Origin of the sequence: Pseudomonas sp. KU26590, assembly GCF_026153515.1 — a bacterium.
In the GTDB taxonomy this organism is placed as follows: Bacteria; Pseudomonadota; Gammaproteobacteria; order Pseudomonadales; family Pseudomonadaceae; genus Aquipseudomonas.
The window spans coordinates 1,108,956-1,128,855 of record NZ_CP110644.1; the positions used below are offsets into that span (position 1 = coordinate 1,108,956).

The 19,900-nt window shown below is 55.5% G+C and carries 15 protein-coding genes; 13 read left to right on the forward strand and 2 right to left on the reverse strand.

Annotated elements, in window-relative coordinates; translation table 11 throughout:
- Nucleotides 1-121 precede the first annotated feature (121 nt).
- A complete protein-coding gene (locus OKW98_RS05095; RefSeq protein ID WP_265388209.1) occupies nucleotides 122-1,018 on the reverse strand; it encodes a GDP-mannose 4,6-dehydratase in 897 nt (298 codons plus the stop codon).
- Complete coding sequence (gmd, locus tag OKW98_RS05100; RefSeq protein ID WP_265388210.1) at nucleotides 1,018-2,049, reverse strand: GDP-mannose 4,6-dehydratase; 1,032 nt, start codon at nucleotides 2,047-2,049, stop codon at nucleotides 1,018-1,020. Before gmd ends, OKW98_RS05095 begins: the two co-directional genes overlap by 1 nt.
- Nucleotides 2,050-2,472: 423 nt before the next feature.
- Here gmd and OKW98_RS05105 point away from each other — a divergent pair, with 423 nt between their 5' ends.
- From OKW98_RS05105 to OKW98_RS05165, 13 genes are all read left to right on the forward strand, one after another.
- Nucleotides 2,473-3,546, forward strand: a complete 1,074-nt coding sequence (locus tag OKW98_RS05105; protein WP_265388211.1) for an FAD-binding oxidoreductase — start codon at nucleotides 2,473-2,475, stop codon at nucleotides 3,544-3,546.
- 13 nt (nucleotides 3,547-3,559) lie between these two features.
- Nucleotides 3,560-4,333: a glucose-1-phosphate cytidylyltransferase gene (gene rfbF / locus OKW98_RS05110; RefSeq protein ID WP_265388212.1), complete on the forward strand. Its 774-nt coding sequence runs from the start codon at nucleotides 3,560-3,562 to the stop codon at nucleotides 4,331-4,333.
- A gap of 8 nt (nucleotides 4,334-4,341) precedes the next feature.
- Nucleotides 4,342-5,430, forward strand: coding sequence for a CDP-glucose 4,6-dehydratase (gene rfbG, locus OKW98_RS05115; RefSeq protein WP_265388213.1), 1,089 nt, complete (start codon nucleotides 4,342-4,344; stop codon nucleotides 5,428-5,430).
- A gap of 21 nt (nucleotides 5,431-5,451) precedes the next feature.
- Nucleotides 5,452-6,765 (forward strand): lipopolysaccharide biosynthesis protein RfbH, encoded by a 1,314-nt coding sequence (gene rfbH, locus OKW98_RS05120; protein WP_265388214.1) that lies wholly within the window; start codon nucleotides 5,452-5,454, stop codon nucleotides 6,763-6,765.
- A gap of 3 nt (nucleotides 6,766-6,768) precedes the next feature.
- The gene (locus OKW98_RS05125; RefSeq protein ID WP_265388215.1) at nucleotides 6,769-8,484 is read left to right on the forward strand and encodes a thiamine pyrophosphate-binding protein; all 1,716 of its coding nucleotides are present in this window, start codon (nucleotides 6,769-6,771) and stop codon (nucleotides 8,482-8,484) included.
- Nucleotides 8,481-9,416 carry an NAD-dependent epimerase/dehydratase family protein gene (locus OKW98_RS05130; protein ID WP_265388216.1) on the forward strand — a complete coding sequence of 312 codons (936 nt, stop codon included), beginning with the start codon at nucleotides 8,481-8,483 and terminating at the stop codon, nucleotides 9,414-9,416. Before OKW98_RS05125 ends, OKW98_RS05130 begins: the two co-directional genes overlap by 4 nt.
- Entirely contained in the window at nucleotides 9,403-9,807 is a 405-nt protein-coding gene (locus tag OKW98_RS05135; protein WP_265388217.1) for a GtrA family protein, read from the forward strand. The genes OKW98_RS05130 and OKW98_RS05135 overlap by 14 nt, the downstream gene beginning before the upstream one ends.
- Entirely contained in the window at nucleotides 9,800-10,732 is a 933-nt protein-coding gene (locus OKW98_RS05140) for a glycosyltransferase family 2 protein (RefSeq protein ID WP_265388218.1), read from the forward strand. Before OKW98_RS05135 ends, OKW98_RS05140 begins: the two co-directional genes overlap by 8 nt.
- Nucleotides 10,733-10,968: 236 nt before the next feature.
- Nucleotides 10,969-12,816 (forward strand): hypothetical protein, encoded by a 1,848-nt coding sequence (locus OKW98_RS05145; protein WP_265388219.1) that lies wholly within the window; start codon nucleotides 10,969-10,971, stop codon nucleotides 12,814-12,816.
- A gap of 636 nt (nucleotides 12,817-13,452) precedes the next feature.
- Nucleotides 13,453-14,247: an ABC transporter permease gene (locus OKW98_RS05150; protein ID WP_265388220.1), complete on the forward strand. Its 795-nt coding sequence runs from the start codon at nucleotides 13,453-13,455 to the stop codon at nucleotides 14,245-14,247.
- The gene (locus tag OKW98_RS05155) at nucleotides 14,244-15,458 is read left to right on the forward strand and encodes an ABC transporter ATP-binding protein (protein ID WP_265388221.1); all 1,215 of its coding nucleotides are present in this window, start codon (nucleotides 14,244-14,246) and stop codon (nucleotides 15,456-15,458) included. The genes OKW98_RS05150 and OKW98_RS05155 overlap by 4 nt, the downstream gene beginning before the upstream one ends.
- Complete coding sequence (locus OKW98_RS05160; RefSeq protein ID WP_265388222.1) at nucleotides 15,458-17,056, forward strand: class I SAM-dependent methyltransferase; 1,599 nt, start codon at nucleotides 15,458-15,460, stop codon at nucleotides 17,054-17,056. The genes OKW98_RS05155 and OKW98_RS05160 overlap by 1 nt, the downstream gene beginning before the upstream one ends.
- Nucleotides 17,056-19,587 (forward strand): glycosyltransferase family 4 protein, encoded by a 2,532-nt coding sequence (locus OKW98_RS05165; protein WP_265388223.1) that lies wholly within the window; start codon nucleotides 17,056-17,058, stop codon nucleotides 19,585-19,587. Before OKW98_RS05160 ends, OKW98_RS05165 begins: the two co-directional genes overlap by 1 nt.
- Nucleotides 19,588-19,900 lie beyond the last annotated feature (313 nt).

Genomic DNA, 19,900 nt, shown 5'->3' on the forward strand with positions numbered 1-19,900 from the left:
GAAACGATAACGTCCGCTGTTCTCGCGATAGGTGCGTTGCGGGCAAAGCGGGGATGTGTGGTGCGGAGAATAAAGGAAAACCCGAAGCGCCTCACAGCGCTTCGGGTTGGGTATAGCGGCGTTACGCGTCGGCCAGCATCCAGCCAAGCGTGTCGCTCAGCTCGGGTGTCTGCCAGCCGGGGACTAGCGACTTCAGCTTGCTGTTGTCGCCGCACAAGGTCTTGACCTCGTTGGCCCGCACGAAAGCAGGATTCACTTCGACGGTGAGGTCGTGGCCGGTGATGGCGCGACACATGTCGATCACTTCACGCAGCGAGTGAGTCTTGCCTGAGCTGACGTTGACGAACTGACCAAAAGGCTTGGCTTCGAGCAGCCCGCGATAAGCGGCCACCAGTGCACGGACGTCGCTGAAATCGCGCCAGACATCCAGGTTGCCCAGCTCGATCTTTTCGGCCTTCTCTCGGAAGTGTTTGACGATCTTCGGCAGCAGGAAGTTTTCCGCCTGGCCGACGCCGGTGTAGTTGAACGGGCGCGCGATGATGATCGGCAACCGTCCGAACCACAAACTGGCCATGTACTCCATGGCCAGCTTGCTCACGGCGTAATCGTTGGCGGGCGCTGGCCTGGTGCTCTCATCGAGCAACCCTTCCGACGCATTGCCATACACGTTGGCACTGCTGGCGATCAAAACGCTTTCAGGCGCTCTGCCGCAGTTGGCGATGGCTTCGAGCAGGTTGCGCGTACCAATCAGGTTGACCTGGTAAAACGCATCCGCCGCGCCGTGCCCGACAAATGCCAACGCCGCGAGATGAACGACGATGTCCGGCTGAAGGTCCGCCAGCAGCTTGCTCAGACCCACCAGATCGGTGAGGTCGGCCTGATAATAATTGGCTTCATCGGAGGGATTGCTGCCCAGGCCAACAACCTCGCAGCCTTGGGCTGTGAGCTCGGCGGCCATGTAGCGTCCCGTAAATCCATGAATACCCGTTATCAGCGCTCGCTTGCCGGCGATACTCATCAGAACGAGAACCCTTTTTCGTTACGACGCAGGTCCGCTTCGACCATCATGCGGCACAGCTCTTCCAGATTGGTCTTAGGCTCCCAGCCCAGGACTTCCTTGGCTTTGGCCGGGTCACCGATCAACAGCTCAACTTCGGTCGGGCGGTAGAACTTCGGATTGACCGAGACCAGAACCTTGCCAGTGGCGGCGCAGGTGCCTTTCTCTTCTTCTGCTTCACCACTCCAGTTGATGGTGATGCCGACAGCCTTGAATGCCATCGCGACGAAGTCACGGACGGTTTCAGTGCGGTTAGTGGCCAGAACGAAGGTGTCCGGCTCATCAGCCTGCAGCATGCGCCACATGCCTTCGACGTACTCTTTGGCAAAGCCCCAGTCGCGCTTGGCGTCCATGTTGCCGAGTACCAGCGAGTCCTGCAGACCCAGCTTGATCTTGGCAACGGTGTCAGTGATTTTGCGTGTTACGAACTCACGGCCGCGCAGTGGCGACTCGTGGTTGAACAGAATGCCGCTGGTCGCAAAAATGCCGTACGACTCGCGATAGTTGATGGTCATCCAGTGAGCGTACAGCTTGGCGACGCCGTAAGGGCTGCGCGGGTAGAACGGCGTGTCTTCAACCTGAGGAATGGCCTGAACCTTACCGAACATCTCGGAAGTCGACGCCTGGTAGAAGCGGACTTTCGGGTTAACGATACGGATGGCTTCCAGCAGATTCACAGCGCCCAGGCCGGTGATTTCGGCGGTGGTGATTGGCTGTTCGAAGGAAACGCCCACGAAGCTCTGCGCAGCGAGGTTGTACACCTCGGTGGCTTCGGTGGTCTGCAGCAGGCGGATGCTGGCCGACAGGTCGGTCAGGTCGTACTCGACCAGGTGCAGGTTTGGATTGTTCTGGATGCCCAGTTCTTCGATCCGCCAGAAATTGACAGAACTGGTACGACGATAGGTGCCGTAGACGGTGTAGCCCTTGCCAAGCAGCAGTTCAGCCAGGTAGGCGCCGTCTTGACCAGTGATGCCGGTAACAATTGCTTTCATGCGGGGATCAAACTCCGTTCGTATAGACGTATAGGTGGCAGAAACCGACAGCGTCGCAGTGGTTGCTGGCGTGCGCGAAAAGTTTGCCGGGAAATATACACGGAACCGGCGATGGGCTCGAGTAGGGAGGGTGAAATATGCGTCCCATAGTTGAGTAGAGCATTGGACTATTCCGCTTCCCGGTCCTTCGCTAGTCCGAGGCGTTAGAGGGCTGCCTGGACTAGGCCAGCATGCTGAATACCGTGCCCGGCCCGTCTTGGGTGGAAATCCTTCCCCCTGCTGCGTCGCAAAATCCTGCACTTAACAGGGCATCAGAGTGTAAACTCCGTCCCCCGAAGCATCTTCAGAAGCACCCTATGTGTGCGTCGTACCGGGTAGATTCGCGCCCCGGTCATGAAGCATCTTCCGCACGCAGCTTTTGTTATGTTCATCGTCTCCAAGACCTTGTCACAGGCGTCAGCAAGCAGCAATGACTGCAGCCTTTCAGTATTCAGATCCGGTAAATCCATGGTTTCAGTAAAGCTCCACAACGGGCAGTCATTCAGTTCCGAGCCCGGCGCGTCAATGCTGGATAGCGCCAAAGCAGCCGGCATCACCCTTGAATACAGCTGTCGCACGGGTCGTTGTGGCGTTTGCAAAACCACCGTGCTCAGCGGTGAAACAGAGGTCATCAAAGGCGAAACGTCTTTGACTGAAGAGGATCTTGCGGCCGGCATGATTCTCACCTGCTGCCGCCGCGCCGTGACCGATGTAGAGATTGATGCTGAAGACATAGGTGCTCTGGGCGGGATAGAGGTCAAAACTCTCCCATGCCGCATCGATACGATCACCCGTCTGGCGGGGAACGTCGTTCAAGTGATTCTGCGCGTGCCGCCTGCCAGCAAGCTTCAGTACCTTCCAGGTCAGTACCTCGATGTTATTGGCGAGGGTGGCTTGCGCCGCAGTTACTCCGTGGCTAACGCCCCGCGTGACGATGGCAAGCTGGAGCTTCAGATTCGCGAGGTCGAGCAAGGCGCGATGTCGCGCTACTGGTTTGGTAGCGCCAAACCTAATGATCTTCTGCGTCTGGAGGGTCCGCTGGGTACTTTTTGCTTGCGGGACAAAAAAGCCAGCACGCTGGTGTTTCTCGCTACCGGAACCGGTATTGCGCCCGTGAAGGCCATCCTGGAGCAATTGCAGGGCACTCCAGAACTGGTCACGGGCAAGAAAATTCTCATCTATTGGGGCGGGCGGGCGCTTGGCGACTTCTACTGGGCACCCCAACTTGATGGATTGAACGCAGCTTTTATTCCTGTGCTGTCTCGACCTGATGCGGACTGGCGGGGCCGTACTGGCTACGTACAGGCCGCGTTGCTTGATGACGGCATCGACCTTACCCATGCGGTGGTTTATGCCTGTGGTTCGGAAACCATGATTCATTCTGCCCGTGAGGCCCTGACGAGCGCCGGGCTGCCTGTAAAACACTTTTACTCCGATGCATTCGTGAGTTCGAATTAACAAGGGAGCGGTTATGAAAGCAGTCATTCTGGCAGGCGGACTGGGTACGCGCTTGAGCGAAGAGACAGGTACTCGCCCCAAGCCAATGGTTGAAATCGGTGGCAAGCCGATTCTCTGGCACATCATGAAAATGTACTCCTCTCACGGCATCAATGATTTCATCATTTGCTGTGGCTACAAGGGCTACATGATCAAGGAATACTTCGCCAACTACTTCCTGCACACGTCGGACATCACGTTCAACATGCGCGAAAACACCATGAAAGTTCACGACCAGCGCGCTGAAGACTGGAATGTGACGTTGGTCGATACAGGCGAGACGTCCATGACCGGCGGCCGTCTGCGCAGGGTTGCGGACTACGTGCGCGATGATGAGGCTTTTTGCTTCACCTACGGCGATGGCGTTGGAAGCATGGACATCAGCGCTGCCGTCGCCTTCCACAAGAGCCACGGCAAAGCCGCCACGCTGACCGCCACCTTCCCGCCAGGCCGCTTTGGCGCACTGGACATCGCCGAAGGCCGGGTGCTGAACTTCAAGGAAAAGCCTAAAGGTGACGGCGCCATGATCAATGGCGGCTTCTTCGTGCTTTCTCCGCAGGTGCTGGATTATCTGGAAGGCGACAGCACGGTCTGGGAACAAGGTCCGTTGATGAGCCTCGCCGAACAGGGCCAGCTGATGGCCTTCGAGCACCCGGGCTTCTGGCAACCGATGGACACCCTGCACGATAAAAATCTGCTCGAGAAATTGTGGCAGAGCGGCGACGCGCCTTGGAAATTCTGGGACTGAGAACAACTATGAAAGCTTCTGTCTCCGCTGATTTCTGGAAAGACAAAAAGGTTTTCCTCACCGGCCACACCGGCTTCAAAGGAAGCTGGCTGGCTCTGTGGCTGCAGGGCATGGGGGCGCAGGTGAAAGGCTTTGCCCTGGCGCCGCCGACTACGCCTTCACTGTTCGAGCAGGCGCAGGTGGAGCAGGGCATGGAGTCGCAAATCGGCGATATCCGCGACCTGCAGGCTGTGACCGAAAGCATGGTTGCCTTCAATCCGGACATCCTGATTCACATGGCGGCGCAGCCGCTGGTCAGGCTGTCGTACCGGGAACCGGTTGAAACCTACGCCACTAACGTCATGGGCACCGTTCATGTGTTGGAGGCCGCGCGCAAATGCCCCGGCCTGCGTGCCATTGTCAATGTCACCACCGACAAATGTTACGAGAACCAGGAATGGGAATGGGGCTATCGCGAGAATGAGCCCATGGGTGGCCACGATCCGTACAGCAACAGTAAAGGCTGTGTGGAACTGGTCACCAGCGCCTACCGCAACTCGTTCTTCAATACCGAACACTCCGCTGCACTGGCCTCGGCTCGCGCCGGCAATGTCATCGGCGGTGGCGATTGGGCCGACGACCGGTTGATCCCGGACATTTTGCGTGCGGTCGAACAGGGCAAGCCCGTGGTAGTCCGTAATCCCAAGGCTACCCGCCCTTGGCAGCACGTACTTGAGCCGCTCAGCGGTTACCTTGTTCTGGCCCAACACCTATGGGAGCATGGCCATTCGTTTGCGCAGGGCTGGAACTTCGGGCCGCGAGACGACGACGCTCAGCCTGTCGAATGGATACTTGATCACATGGTGCAGGCGTGGGGTGCTGGCGCTAGCTGGCAGCTCGACAATGACCCACAGCCGCACGAAGCACGCTATTTGAAACTGGACATATCCAAGGCCCGCGCTCACCTGAAGTGGGAACCAACCTGGGGCCTGGAAACAACGCTGACTCGCATCGTCAACTGGCACAGAGCCTGGATGGAGAGTGCCGACATGCATGTCCGTTGCGTAGAAGAAATCAATAGCTACATGGCAGCCATGCCACTGGCGCCTAACCGATAATTAGCTTGAGCAGGAAATACTATGACCCCCGATATGCTCCGTCAGGAAATCAGCCAGCTCGTTGAGCGCTACGCCCAGACTGCCTTGGCGGCCAAACCCTTTGTCGGGGGCGAAACCGTCATCCCTCCGTCGGGCAAGGTAATCGGCGCGCGTGAACTGCAGCTGATGGTTGAGGCTTCGCTGGACGGCTGGCTGACCACTGGTCGCTTCAACGCTGAATTCGAGAAGAAACTCGCTGCGTTCCTGGGCGTGAACCACCTGCTGACCGTGAACTCAGGTTCTTCGGCCAACCTGGTTGCGTTCAGCACTCTCACTTCACCGAAACTGGGTGATCGTGCAATCAAGAAGGGCGACGAAGTCATCGGCGTTGCGGCGGGTTTCCCGACCACCGTCAACCCGATTGTTCAGTTCGGCGCGATCCCTGTGTTCGTCGACGTGGAAATGAACACCCACAACATCAATGCAGACTTGATCGAAGCGGCCATCACGCCCAAGACCAAGGCCATCATGCTCGCTCACACCTTGGGCAACCCGTTCAATCTGGGCAAGGTGAAGGCGCTGTGCGAAAAGTACAACCTGTGGCTGGTCGAAGATTGCTGTGACGCGTTGGGTGCGACTTACGACGGTAAGATGGTCGGCACCTTTGGTGACATCGGCACGCTCAGCTTCTACCCGGCTCACCACATCACCATGGGCGAAGGCGGGGCGGTGTTCACCAACGACGCTCAACTGCGAATGATCGCTGAATCGTTCCGTGACTGGGGCCGCGATTGCTACTGCGCGCCAGGCTGCGACGACACGTGCGGCAACCGTTTCGGGCAGCAGTTCGGCAGCCTGCCACAAGGTTACGACCATAAGTACGTGTATGCGCACTTGGGCTACAACCTGAAGATCACCGACATGCAAGCGGCCTGCGGCCTGGCCCAGCTCGACCGCGCGGCGGAGTTCATCGCAACCCGCAAGCGCAACTTCCAGCTGCTGAAAGAGCGTCTGTCCAGCCTGAGCGACTTCCTGGAAATCGCCGAGCCTACGCCTAACAGCGATCCTTCCTGGTTCGGCTTCCCGGTCACTCTCAAAGAGTCGTCCGGCGTCAAGCGTGTGGATCTGCTGAAGTTCCTGGATCAGAACAAGATCGGCACCCGTCTGCTGTTCGCAGGCAACCTGACTCGCCAACCGTATTTCCATGGCGTTGAGCACCGCGTAGTGGGCGAACTGACCAATACCGACCGTACGATGAACCAGACTTTCTGGCTGGGCGTGCAACCGGCGCTGGGTCAGGAGCAGTTCGACTACGTTGGTGAAAAACTGGAAGAGTTCTTCGGGATCGGTTTCTAACTTATGAAAGCATCGGATGCAGTAGCCAAGGTTCTGGCGGACACTCAAGTCCTCTACGGTTTCGAGCTCATCGGCGGAATGATTGCCCACTTGGTGGACAGTATTAACTTACTCGGCAAGACCAAGTTGGTATCCATGCACCATGAGCAAGGCGCCGCCTTCGCTGCATCCGCCGTCGCACGCGCGACGAATCACAAAGTGATGGGCGTGGCACTGGGCACAAGCGGCCCGGGTGCCACCAACCTGATCACAGGAATTGCAGACTGCTGGTTGGACAGCCATCCGTGCCTGTTCCTGACCGGCCAGGTCAACACCCATGAGCTGAAGGGCGAACGGGCTATCCGCCAGCAGGGTTTCCAGGAACTGGACAGCGTCGCCTTGGTGAGCAGCATCACCAAGTACGCTCACCAGGTCACCCATGTTGACGAACTGATTCCCTGCTTGCTCAAGGCGATTACAACCGCCCGCGAAGGCCGGCCAGGGCCCGTGCTTCTGGACATTCCCATGGACGTTCAGCGCGCCGAAGTTGACGACGCTGTGCTTGAGGAATTGCTGAACGCATGGGCTCGTGAGTCGGACGTTGCGCCGGCGCAGAAAGACTCGCATGCGGACGTCTGGGCGTTGTTGGAAAAAGCTCAGAAACCGCTATTCCTGATCGGTGGCGGTGCCGTGAATACGCCTCAGTTCAGCCAATGGTTGAGCGAGGTCCGTAGACTGGGCATCCCTCACGTTGCGAGCCTCAAGGGCGCCGAGAAGGTGCCCGCCAGCGAGCACTACATCGGGATGCTCGGTGCTTACGGGACGAGGGCGGCCAACTACGCCGTGCAGCATTGCGACCTGCTGATTGTTCTCGGCAGCCGCATGGACGTACGCCAAACCGGCGCCAAGCCCGAAACCTTCGCGCAACACGCGCACATTGTGCAATTCGACCTGGATGCCGCTCAACTGGACAACAGGGTGAAGGCGCAGCATTCGATCCACGCCGACCTTGAAGGGGTGTTCGCCTCCTTCATTGCTCGCGCTCCGATGCTGCCATCCGCGCCGCCGTCCTGGCATGCAAGTTTGGCGCAGGTATTCGAGCAATCGTTCAAGGACGAGTACACCGACTGGAGTTTCAGCCCTTTCGCTTTGTTCGGTGCCCTCAACGAATTGACCGAAGGCCGGGCGCTCGATTACGTCGCCGATGTAGGCAATAACCAGATGTGGGCGGCGCACACCTTGCGCCTGAACCCCGGTCAAGCCATGCACCACTCCGGCGGTCTCGGCACAATGGGTTTTGCCATTCCGGCGGCAGTGGGCGCCTGCGTTGCAGGTGGCAAGCCAGTTGTGGTGATTACCGGCGACGGCGGGGCCCAGCTGAATATCCAAGAGCTGGACATCATTGCCCGTGAGCGGCTGCCTATCCTGACCGTGGTCTTGAACAACCACTCGTTGGGCATGGTGCGCGGCTTTCAGGAAATGTATTTCGAGGGGCGTAACTCCTCGACGTACTGGGATGGCTATACCTCCCAATTCAAGGCATTGGGCGAAGCCTACGGCATTGATTCGCGCAGCGTGATCGACCTGGAGGCGTTCAAGTCTGCGGTCGTGGAGTTCCTGGCAAACGGTAAGCCGATGCTTATCGAAGTATTAATGCCAGACGCCCGCGAATGCCGACCGCGCCTTGAGTTCGGCCGTCCTATCCACGAGCAGTCGCCGTTGCTGGACATGGGTCAATGAAGGTTGCCATCCTTGGAGCCAGCAGCCACATCGCCAAGGACCTGATAGCCAGTCTCGCTCAATCCACGGCGTACACATGCACGCTGTTTGTGCGTACGCCAGCCAAATTGGACGCAGGCGTGCAAATGATCGCGGCACGCGAGGGCTTTGCGGTTCTCGACTACGCCGCTTTCGATGACAGCTGCGAGTTCGATGCAGTTATCAACTTCGTTGGTGTAGGCGATCCGGCGCGGGCCGTACAGATGGGCCAGGCGATTTTCAGCGTCACGGAGCAGTACGACAATCTGGCGCTGGCCTACTTGCGTAGCCGCCCTGCCTGCAAATACATCTACCTGAGCAGCGGCGCCGCCTACGGCACCAACTTCTCAGCGCCGATCACTGACGACTCGGCTGCCGTGTTCCCCATCAACGCGCTGCAGCCGCAGCACTGGTATGGCGCGGCCAAGTTTCAGGCCGAGTGTCGCCACCGAGCGCTGCCGGAAGCGGCCATCACCGATGTGCGAGTCTTCAGCTACTTCAGCCATCGCCAGTCGTGCGAGGCGCGGTTCTTCCTCAGTGACATCCTGCGGTCCCTGCATACTGGAACCGTGCTGGAAGTTGCGCCCGATGACATGCTTCGCGATTACCTCACGCCTGCAGATTTCATGCAGTTGATCGACCGTGTTTTGCAGGCACCTCCCGGTAACGATGCAGTGGACTGCTACAGCCTTGCGCCGGTGGGCAAGTTCGAATTGCTGGCAGCGGTGAGCGAGGAGTTCGGTCTGAAGTTTACGGTTGCCGGTGAGCAGGCGCGGGTCAATGCTACGGGACCCAAGGCTCATTACTATTCGCACAATCACAGGGCTGAGCAATTGTTTGGCTATGTACCCGGCGATTCATCGCTAAGCGGTGTATTGCGTGAGATCAGGCAGGCGCTGCATGCAAGAGACTGAAAAAGCGTGGCCACGGCTTCACGCGCTTCTCAAGATAAAATTGGTCCGGTTTGCGTTGGTGGGGATGTTGAACGCGGCGTTCGGCTACGGCTGCTTTGCCGGCTTCCTCTACCTCGGTCTGCATTACAGCATGGCATTGCTGCTCGCCACTATTCTGGGCGTATTGTTCAACTTCAAGAGCACTGGCGCCCTGGTGTTCGGTTCGAAGAACAACAAACTCATCTTTCGTTTCGTGGCCGGCTATGCCGTTGTCTACGCAGCCAACGTGGCCGGGATCGCCGCGCTGAAGTTGCTGGGCGTAAACCCCTACTTAGCCGGCATCGCGCTAATCGTGCCCATGGCTTTACTCTCATTCGTCATTAATAACAGGTATGTTTTCAATTATGCGTAAGCTCATCAGCATAGTGACCCCTTGCTACAACGAAGAAGCCAATATTGATGAGCTGTACCAGCGCATCGTCGAGGTGATGTCCCGCCTTGACTACGACTACGAACATATCTTCATTGATAACTGCTCGACTGACAGCAGCATCGTCAAGTTGCGTGCTCTGGCTGCACAGGACAATCGCGTTAAGCTGATTCTGAATGCCCGAAACTTCGGCCATATTCGCTCGCCGTACTACGCTTTGCTTCAGGCGCGAGGCGACGCGGCCGTGCTGATCGCCTCCGACCTGCAAGACCCGCCAGAGATGATCGAAGAGTTCGTCAAAAAGTGGGAGGAGGGCTTCAAGACCGTGATGGCGGTGAAGCCAGAAAGCGAAGAGTCGCGATTGATGTTCATCGCACGCCGCGCTTACTACCGCTTCGTCACTCGCATCTCCGAAGTCCCGCTTGTGCAGAACGCAACAGGCGCAGGCCTGTTTGATCGTGCGGTCCTGGACATTCTCAAGAAGATCGACGATCCGTATCCGTACTTCCGTGGTCTGCTGTGTGAAATCGGCTTCCCGATTGCCACCGTGCCGTTCAAGCAACCACGGCGCATGCGCGGTATCACCAGCAACAACTTCTATACCTTGTATGACATTGCCATGCTGGGAATCACCAACCATTCCAAAGTGCCGCTTCGGCTCATGGTAATGGGCGGCGCTGTCCTTGCAGGACTTAGCCTGCTGGCGGCATTCGGGTTCCTGATCGCGAAGCTCGTATTCTGGAACTCTTTTCAGGTGGGTATCGCCCCACTGCTCATTTCACTGTTCTTTTTCAGCTCGGTCCAGATTCTTTTTCTGGGAATGCTTGGGGAGTATCTGGGTTCGGTCCATACCAAAATTCGCAACATGCCGCTCGTGGTTGAAAGCGAACGCGTAAATTTTGACTAATAGCCCGGCAGAGATGCTGGCAGAACATGAGTCTATAAGTGTGCTTGCGGGTGCGCATGTTGCAACTCTTCCGTTGATTGTTAATAACGGAAGTTGCGGTCGCTGTGTTTGCGGTCAATACCAAAGAAAGGTGCTCGAGTAATGAGGCATGATACAGAAATTGTTGAGCTCCAAAACGTTGGCCCCGGCCGCAGGTGCATGGCGCCTCAGTCAATAATTTCGATGCAGGTTTAATAATGAAAAATAAACTTGAGCTCCAAAGAATTCATCTCTTGCTTGGTTTCTGTATTCTCTCGTTTTTGACTTTTTGGTTCGCCCGCTACATTCAAACAAGTAGCTTTGATCTGGTCCAGCATTTGCTTCTGGTTGATGAGTTGTCGAGGTACGGGAGCGTACAGCCTGGCGCATTTGAGCGAATTGGCGCAATGGCGCTTTATCCCCCTGCGGCTCATTGGATGGCGGTAGTCATTGGCTGGATAGGCGGTTCTGGGCTTGTGGGGATATCTATTGTCTCCATCGTTTCGCTGTATCTGTGCTATGTGTTGATTATCGGGCTTGTGGGCGTTGGATCGATTACGCGCGCCTTGCTCATAACGGCGGCTTTCTTGGGTCTCATGTTCACCCACTCGCTGATAGGGTGGGAGATAGTTGAAAACTACTTCTATCCTCAGCTTGTAGCTGATGCGTTCTATTTTGGTGCACTGTATTGGGCGGTTAATAATAGAGAGGGCTGGAAGCAAACAGCTACATTTTTACTGGCCGGTTACGCGACTATGTGGGTTCAGCCGTTGGTCGCGGTTCATATCCTTGCAGCTGGATGTGCCTTGATGGCATTCCCACTATGGACCGATTGGGGTAAAGGCAAAACTACGCGTCGAGCGAATGCTGTTTGTTTATTGATAATGATTGTTGGGGCGATCCTGATCGTCTTTACAAATCCGGCTTTCAGAGTGATGCGTCAAATTGCTTCGAATGATGGTTATCTCGTATTCGGATATCCTGCAGCTATGCCCGTAGCACTTATATGTGGGGCGATAGGGGCTTGGAATTTACGTCGGTACTGGAACGGCAAAGGTGAATATACCGATGTGGTGTTGGGCTCAGCCGTTGTCGCAGCCGTGGGTCTCGTTATCCTCCAATTTGCGCTACTGAAGCTGCATGGCGACGGATCAGACTACGCGATCAAGAAGCACATGTTTATTGTAGTGACGTTGGGGATGATGAACGTAGTTCGGGTCATAGCATCGAATTGGAGTGCTGAGAAAAGTCTTGCCCCCGGATTAGTTACTCCTGTCTTGGCTGGCCTTGCATCTATATTTGCACTGCAAGGGTATACCACCCCGGTAGGCCCAATAGTTCGCGCTTTAAACTACGCTGACCACCTTGTTCAATTTCAACTGCCTAATTTCGTACCGGGGAGTACAGTATCCGATGACACTACGCTCCCGCTAATGGGTAATGTGATGGTATCCCTTACGGCGTTTCAGCATCCATTCGATGCTAGGGCGATATCTTGGCTGCGTGGCGCTTCGATAAAAGACGGCGCGGGATACGTAATGGTTCGACGCACCTCTTACATTGACACTATTTGCGACTCCAAGCTCGCAAACTCCGGAGGGTTGGTAGTAGTCGATCCCTCATGCTTACATACGTACATTCCGGGCGAGCAACTTAGCTTCGCAGTGGGGGGTAATTCGTGGCAATACATTGCTGGTGGGTGGAGTAATACGGAGGCTTGGGGTGCATGGTCACTCGGCGATGTTGAAGGCGTAATTCAACTCAATGTGCCGATTAGCTCGTATCAGTTGATTGTTGATGGAAGGGCCTATTTGAACGCCCAGCATCCATCTCAAACCATTGTGGTAGAAGCGAACGGAACTGAGATCGCGAAATGGCAGTTTAGTCTTGCCGAACCAGCCGGCTCTCGATCTGCTGATATTCCCAAAGGGCTTATCAAGGATGGGTCTTTAAGAGTAGCACTGAAAGCTCCAGGTTCTGTATCACCCAAGGAGCTCGGACAGTCCGAGGATGCCAGGGTGATTGGGCTGGGGGTTAAAACGATGGTTCTTCGAGCTATCCCCTAACGGCCAGGTAGTGACGGTTGGGCAACACTTTGGCGCTTCAATGTGTTGCCTTCTTCAACTCGCGAATGATCGCCTCATTTCGCTCGTTGAGCGGTGACATACAGGCACAGCTGTCTAGCCCGAGATATGGCGCGCGATCAGCGGTCGGTGAGTTGATCGGCGCGAGGCTGCGTAGTGGTTTAGCTGTCCCTAAGTACGCAATTTTTGTTGTGCGACCATCAACCTTGCATTTTGCATAGCACGATCAATAGATTTAGCGTCCGGACTGTCAAATGGCCCCACGTCTGCTGCTCGCCTCACAGGGCGCGGAGATGGTCCAGACTGCACCAGTCGCGCTGAACGTGGTCGGATGCTCGTCTGCAGTGTAATGGAGTGGCTGGGTTGGTACGCAAATCCCTGGTGGCCGGACTGTATAAGCCTTTTTCACCCCTTGCCGATTGGTCAGAAACATCGTCAGGTGAAGCTTTTTTTTCAGAGGTTATTGATCGAAGCCTATATAATGCGCGCCGGGAATCTGCCGGGACCTACCTTGTGTCTGGCCTGTCTCAACGAGGGGTCTACCCCGCCTTGGCCTGTGGGCCGTACGTACACCGCCGAGGATGAAGCATTCTGCTTCATTTCTACCAGGAGTAAGGAATGTTGGAGCTAATCAGAAGCCTCTGGAGTTACCGAGGTTTCGTTTTTTCATCCATACGCAACGAATTTTCCGCCCGATTCGCTCGTAGCCGGCTAGGCGGCCTCTGGATGATCATCAACCCTCTAGCTCAGGTAGCCATTTACGCTCTGGTACTGTCCAACGTGCTGGCGGCCAAGTTGCCAGGCATCGAGAACAAATACGCGTATGCCCTCTATCTGATGTCAGGGATGCTGGCCTGGAGCCTGTTTTCCGAAATCATCGGCCGATGCCTGACCTTGTTCATAGATCAGGGCAATTTAATGAAGAAAATGCGATTCCCGCGCATCACATTGCCTGTGATCGTAGTCGGGTCGTGCCTGCTCAATTATGTGCTGCTGTTCGTCGCGCTATTGGCGGTTTTTGCGTTGCTTGGTCAGTGGCCGCATCTCCAGATGTTATGGCTGATCCCATTGACCGTTGCAGTCACCGCTTTGGCGGTCGGCTTGGGCTTGGTATTGGGTGTGCTGAACGTTTTCGTGCGAGATGTAGGCCAGGTCATTCCTATCCTGCTTCAGGTCTGGTTCTGGTTTACGCCGGTGGTTTACCCCGCGAACATCATTCCTGACCGGTTCAGGCCCTACATGGACATGAACCCCATGTATCCGATTGTCACCGCCTATCACGACATTTTGGTGTACGCGAAGACTCCTGACATTCAGCAGATCGCCGTTACCACCCTTATTTCCCTAGGCCTTCTATTGCTGGGTTTGTTTATGTTTCGTCGCGCTGCGCCTGAAATGGTGGACGTATTATGAGCCTGCTGACTGTCAGTAACCTTGGTAAGGCTTACCGCGTTTATGCTTCTGAATTCCAGCGAATAGGCCGTTGGTTCGGTATCCCGACCAAACCCAGTGAAGAACACTGGGTTCTCAAACACATCAGCTTTGCCATCCAGCCCGGAGAGGCGATCGGAATTGTTGGCCAGAATGGCGCGGGTAAATCAACGCTCCTGAAGATGATCACCGGAACCCTTCAGCCCACCGAGGGGAGTGTTCAGGTTAACGGGCGTATCGCCGCTATTCTCGAGCTTGGCATGGGTTTTAGCCCTGATCTCACAGGGCGGCAGAATGTCTTTCACGCCGCTGGTTTGATGGGGTTTTCCGCTGACCAGATCACAGATGTGATTGCGGACATCGAGGGGTTTGCCGAGATCGGCGAGTACTTCGATGAACCAGTGCGGACTTATTCTAGCGGGATGCAGATGCGCGTGGCGTTTGCGGTAGCGACAGCGATCCGCCCTGAGATACTCATTGTCGACGAAGCGCTATCTGTAGGCGACAGCTATTTCCAGCACAAAAGTTTTGATCGCATCCGTGAGTTCCAGGCCCAGGGCACGACGCTACTTATCGTTTCGCATGATCGCGGCTCAATCCAAGCGCTGTGCAATCGCGCCATCCTGCTTGAAAAGGGCACAGTGATAAAGGACGGACGACCGGAAGAGGTCATGGACTTCTACAACGCCCTGATTGCAGAAAAGGAAAACGCGACCGTACAAGTTCGTGAGCTCGAGGATGGATCAGTTCAAACTAGATCTGGCAGCGGTGAGGCGACCATCGCCTCTGTCACTTTGCACAACGCCGCTGGTGCCCCGATCGAGTATGTAACGGTTGGCGAAAATGTCTCGCTGCGCGTCAGTACAAAAGTTAACAGTGCGATTCCTGAGTTGGTGGTTGGTTACCTGATTAAGGACAGGCTGGGTCAGCCGGTATTTGGCACTAACACCCACCATCTGCGGTGCAAGACTCAAGCACTTGACGCTGGTGAAACGGTCAGTTACTCATTTAACTTTGCGGCGAATCTCGGCGTCGGTTCTTATTCGGTCGCTGTCGCCCTACATACGGCGGACAGTCATATCGCGCGTAACTACGAGTGGGTAGATCTCACTTTGGTTTTTACCGTAGTCAATATTTCGCAAAGTGAGTTTGTCGGCTTGGCCTGGATGCCGCCGACCGTGGAGTGCAACTGATGGATGATCGTTTTTACCGGGCTTTCGAAGACAGGTACCGCGGTTCAAGGGCAATAATCAGCGAACGGCTGGAAGCATATCTTCCGTTTTTAGCGCCGTTAAAGACGCTCCGTGAAGACTTGTCGGTTCTCGACCTGGGATGTGGCCGGGGAGAATGGCTAGAACTCCTTGGACGTGAAGGATTTCAGGCGTTCGGCGTGGATCTCGACGACGGCATGCTTGAAGCGTGCAGCACCTTGGGGTTGCGAGCGCAAAAAGGCGACGCGCTCGTTGCTTTGCAGCGCCTCCCTGATAACAGCTTGGTAGCAGTGACAGGTTTTCACATTGCAGAACATGTCCCGTTCAAAGTTTTGCAGCATTGGGTTACCGAGGCACTGAGAGTACTGTGCCCGGGAGGATTGCTGATTCTCGAGACCCCAAACGCGGAAAGTCTTGTCGTAGGCACCAACCACTTTTACCTAGACCCGACTCACGAGCGGCCTCTGCCAAATTTGTTGTTGTCGTTTCTAACGGAGCACAGCGGCTTCGCCAGATCAAAGATCGTGCGTCTGCAAGAAACACCGGCGTTGCGGGACGAGACAAATGAGCTGGGTCTCTGGGATGTTCTCTCCGGGACTAGTCCGGATTATGCTGTCGTGGCCCAGAAACTGTCTGATCCCGAAGAGCTAGCCCTGTTTGACAGCGTGTTCGAGTCCAGCTACGGCGTATCACTTGATCAGTTGGCTGTGCGATACGACCTAGGCTTGAAAAGCAGATTTTCAGAGTTAGAGGAAAAAATGTCGACAGGCCGCGCGGACTACCTAGATGCGATGGAGAGTGTCAAAAGCTTGCAAGCAGAGCAGTTGCGGCTGATGCAAGAGCGGTATGACGAAAGAATCACGGCTGCGACTGCGAAAGCAGAGGCATTGGTCGCTGAGCAAATCCGGCAGGTTGAGCAACTGATGCTTACGCACGAGCGGTACGCAGAGGGAATTGCGGCTGCGGCGGCCAAAGCCGATGCGCTGCTCGCCGAGCAGATGCAGCAGTCAGAGCAGTTGCAGCTCATGCAAAAGCGATATGAAGACAGTCTTTCGGTTGCGACGGCCGAGAAGCTACGCGTTGTGCAACAACAGCGCGATTCAAGTATCGAAGCGGCTGCAGCCCAGTTGGAAGCGGTCCAGGCAGCGCTCAACGAGTCCCTTTCTAATGCGCACAACTGGTATGTACGCGCCACAACGTACGAGCAGAAGCTCACTGCATTCGAGCAAAGTACATCGTGGCGTATCACCGCACCGCTTCGCTTAATCGTGCATGCGATTAGATGGCCGTTTCGTTCCAATAAGCCGCCACTAAGGCAAACGCTGGGCCGTGGCCTTGTGCGCGCGCGACGCTGGGTCGCTGAAAGACCTTCTATCCAGCGTCCCGTCATGGCTGTTGTCACTCGAATCCCGTGGGTAAGTCCGAAGCTTCGTGCGCTTTACGTGAGCAGCTTGCACCCTGACCCGACCACGCACGTCAGCGATCCTCAGCACGGTGTCATTGACCATGCTCCACTGAGCCAGCGGGGCCGAGCTATTGAGGCTGCCCTTCGTAACGCCATGACAAAAGGCCGGAATTAATGCGTATCGTAATTGACATGCAAGGCGCGCAGACGGAAAGCAGGTTTCGGGGTATTGGTCGATACAGTCTGTCCATCGCTCAGGGCATCGTCCGGAATCGCGGCGATCACGAAGTCTACCTCGTGTTAAACGGCATGCTCAGCGAGAGTATCGAGAGCATCCGCACAGCCTTCATCGGCCTGTTACCCCAAAGCCATATTCGCGTCTGGTACGCTCAAGGCCCAGTGTGTGATCAGGACCCCGGTAATCATGCCCGGAAAGAAATCGCTCAGCGCATCCGACAAGCGTGCATTGATGAGCTTCGTCCCGACGTCGTACACGTCACTAGCTCGGTCGAAGGTTACGGCGATGATGCAGTTATCGGGAGTCCGGAGCTAGATTCGCGTGCGCTGGTCAGCGCGACACTTTACGACTTGATTCCGTTGATCACTCCGAAACAGTACCTTGACCCCAATCCGGGCTACAAGAAGCACTACCTGGAAAAGGTTGAGGCATTCAAAAACTACAGCTTGCTGCTGTCTATATCAGACTTCGCTCGCGAAGAAGCTTTGGCATTATTGCCGCTCGATAAAGCTAAAGTGGTCAACGTTTCTACTGCGGCGGATGACATTTTTCGGCCGGTTGCGCTGAGCCTGGACGAGCGCCATACGCTTACGGAAAAATTCGATCTTCGAGACAAATTCGTACTTTATTCTGGTGGGGCCGATGAGCGGAAAAACCTGCCGCAGTTGATTGAGGCCTTCTCAATTGCACGAGCTGATTTCGGTGATATCCAGCTTGTTTTCGCAGGAAAAATGCCTCCGTCGCATATCAGCGAGTATCGCAATGTCGCAGTAAAGCATGGCTTCGGTCCGGGCGACCTTATCTTCACAGGCTACGTGACTGATCCTGAGCTGGTCGCGCTCTATAATCTGTGTCACGTGTACGTGTTCCCGTCATGGCACGAAGGTTTTGGGTTGCCACCGCTTGAAGCAATGAAATGTGGTGCTGCAGTTATTGGTGCTAACACTTCTAGCGTGCCTGAGGTGATTGGCTTGAAAGAGGCCACCTTTGATCCGTTCGATGTTCACTCTGTCGCCGCGAAGCTTCGTCAAGTGCTTGAAAATGACGCCTTCCGTGCCGAGTTAGCGAGTCATGGGCTTCAAAGAGCTGGGCAGTTCTCGTGGGATCTCACCGGTAAGGCCGCGATAGCGGCGTTCGAGCAGGCTTTGGTAACTCATGAGCCTTATGATAAATCCGGTGAAGGTAAACCGTCGGCCGAGTCATTCGAGAGGTTGATTGAGTCATTGGCAGATAGCGGCCATTTACATACCGGATCAATGGATATTCCAGTGCTCGCCAAGGCCATTGACTACTCGCTACAAGGCCCGGCAGGCGAGCCGACTCTGTTCGTGGACATATCCGAACTGTGCAAGCACGACGGGAAAAGCGGTATCCAACGAGTTGTGCGAAGTATTTTGCTGGAGTGGCTAACCAACCCGCCACCTGGCTACGTGATCAAACCGGTGTACACACAGGCCGGTGAGCCGTTTTACCGCTATGCGGCACATTTCACTACCATGTTTTTGGGTAAAGAGCCCGAAGAGGCAGAGCTGGATGAGCCTATCAGCTATGCAGCGGGAGACATCTATCTCTGCCTTGACCTGCTCATGGACGTATTACCCCACAAGCAGTCGTATCTCGACACGATGCGGGCCCATGGCGTAAGCATTTTCTTCGTGGTCTACGACCTGCTTATCCTGCAACTTCCGCACTGTTTCGTAGACAGTCTGCAGGCTCATTATGTGAAGTGGATTCATGCGGTCGCTCAGTACGATGGGGCGATGTGTATTTCCCAGGCGGTTGCCGATGAGCTTAGCGAATGGCTAGTGGATAATGCGCCGCCGCGCGCTCGGCCGTTCCAGATAGGCGCATTTCATTTGGGAGCTGATATTGATCAGTCCATGCCATCCACGGGCCTGCCAGAAAATCCTGCGCTTCGAATAGAGTCCTTGGAGCCCAATCCGAACTTCCTTATGGTTGGCACTTTGGAGCCTCGGAAAGGCCACGCGCAGACGCTGGATGCTTTCGAAGTGCTATGGGCAGCTGGTGTACATGCAAACCTCATCATCGTGGGCAAGCACGGTTGGCTGGTGGACGACTTGGCATCGCGGCTCGTGAGTCACCCTGAGCTTGGTCGACGCTTGCTTTGGCTTGAGGGCGCTAGTGATGAGTATCTTGAGCACCTCTATAACCGATGTGATTGTCTGATTGCTGCTTCTTACGGCGAGGGCTTTGGGTTGCCATTGATTGAGGCGGCCCAATACAAACTCGCCATTGTCGCAAGAGACCTTCCGGTGTTCCGTGAGGTTGCAGGAGAACATGCTTGGTATTTTGCTGGCGTAACTTCGCAAGATATTGCGAATAGTCTCACAGAGTGGTTAAAGCTCTATGAGAGCCAGCAGCATCCCCAGTCCGGGGAGATGCCTTGGCTCACATGGAAGGGCAGTGCGCAGCAACTCATTCGTGAAATTGGTAGCTGCGCGCTCTAAAATTTCAGGTCTCTAGCACTACTGTGGTGGAGACCTGAAAGTCGCTAGTAACGTCGATAAGACTCAAGTGCTTAAAGCCTTAGCTAGCGCCACGTGTCGTGTGTTGTCAAAGCCGTTTTTCGTACGCCTAAGCAGTTCCTACGAAAATTGTAAGGCCAATTCTAGCGACAGTAATTTCCAGTATGGCTAGGGCCGCGAGACCGGCAATTTGATGACTTGACCACATTAGTGGAATCTCGGCGATGATCTTTTGTTTAACTGAGTAATCAGAGTTATGTTGATGGCAAAGGCGTCGCACAACATCGGCGCAGGC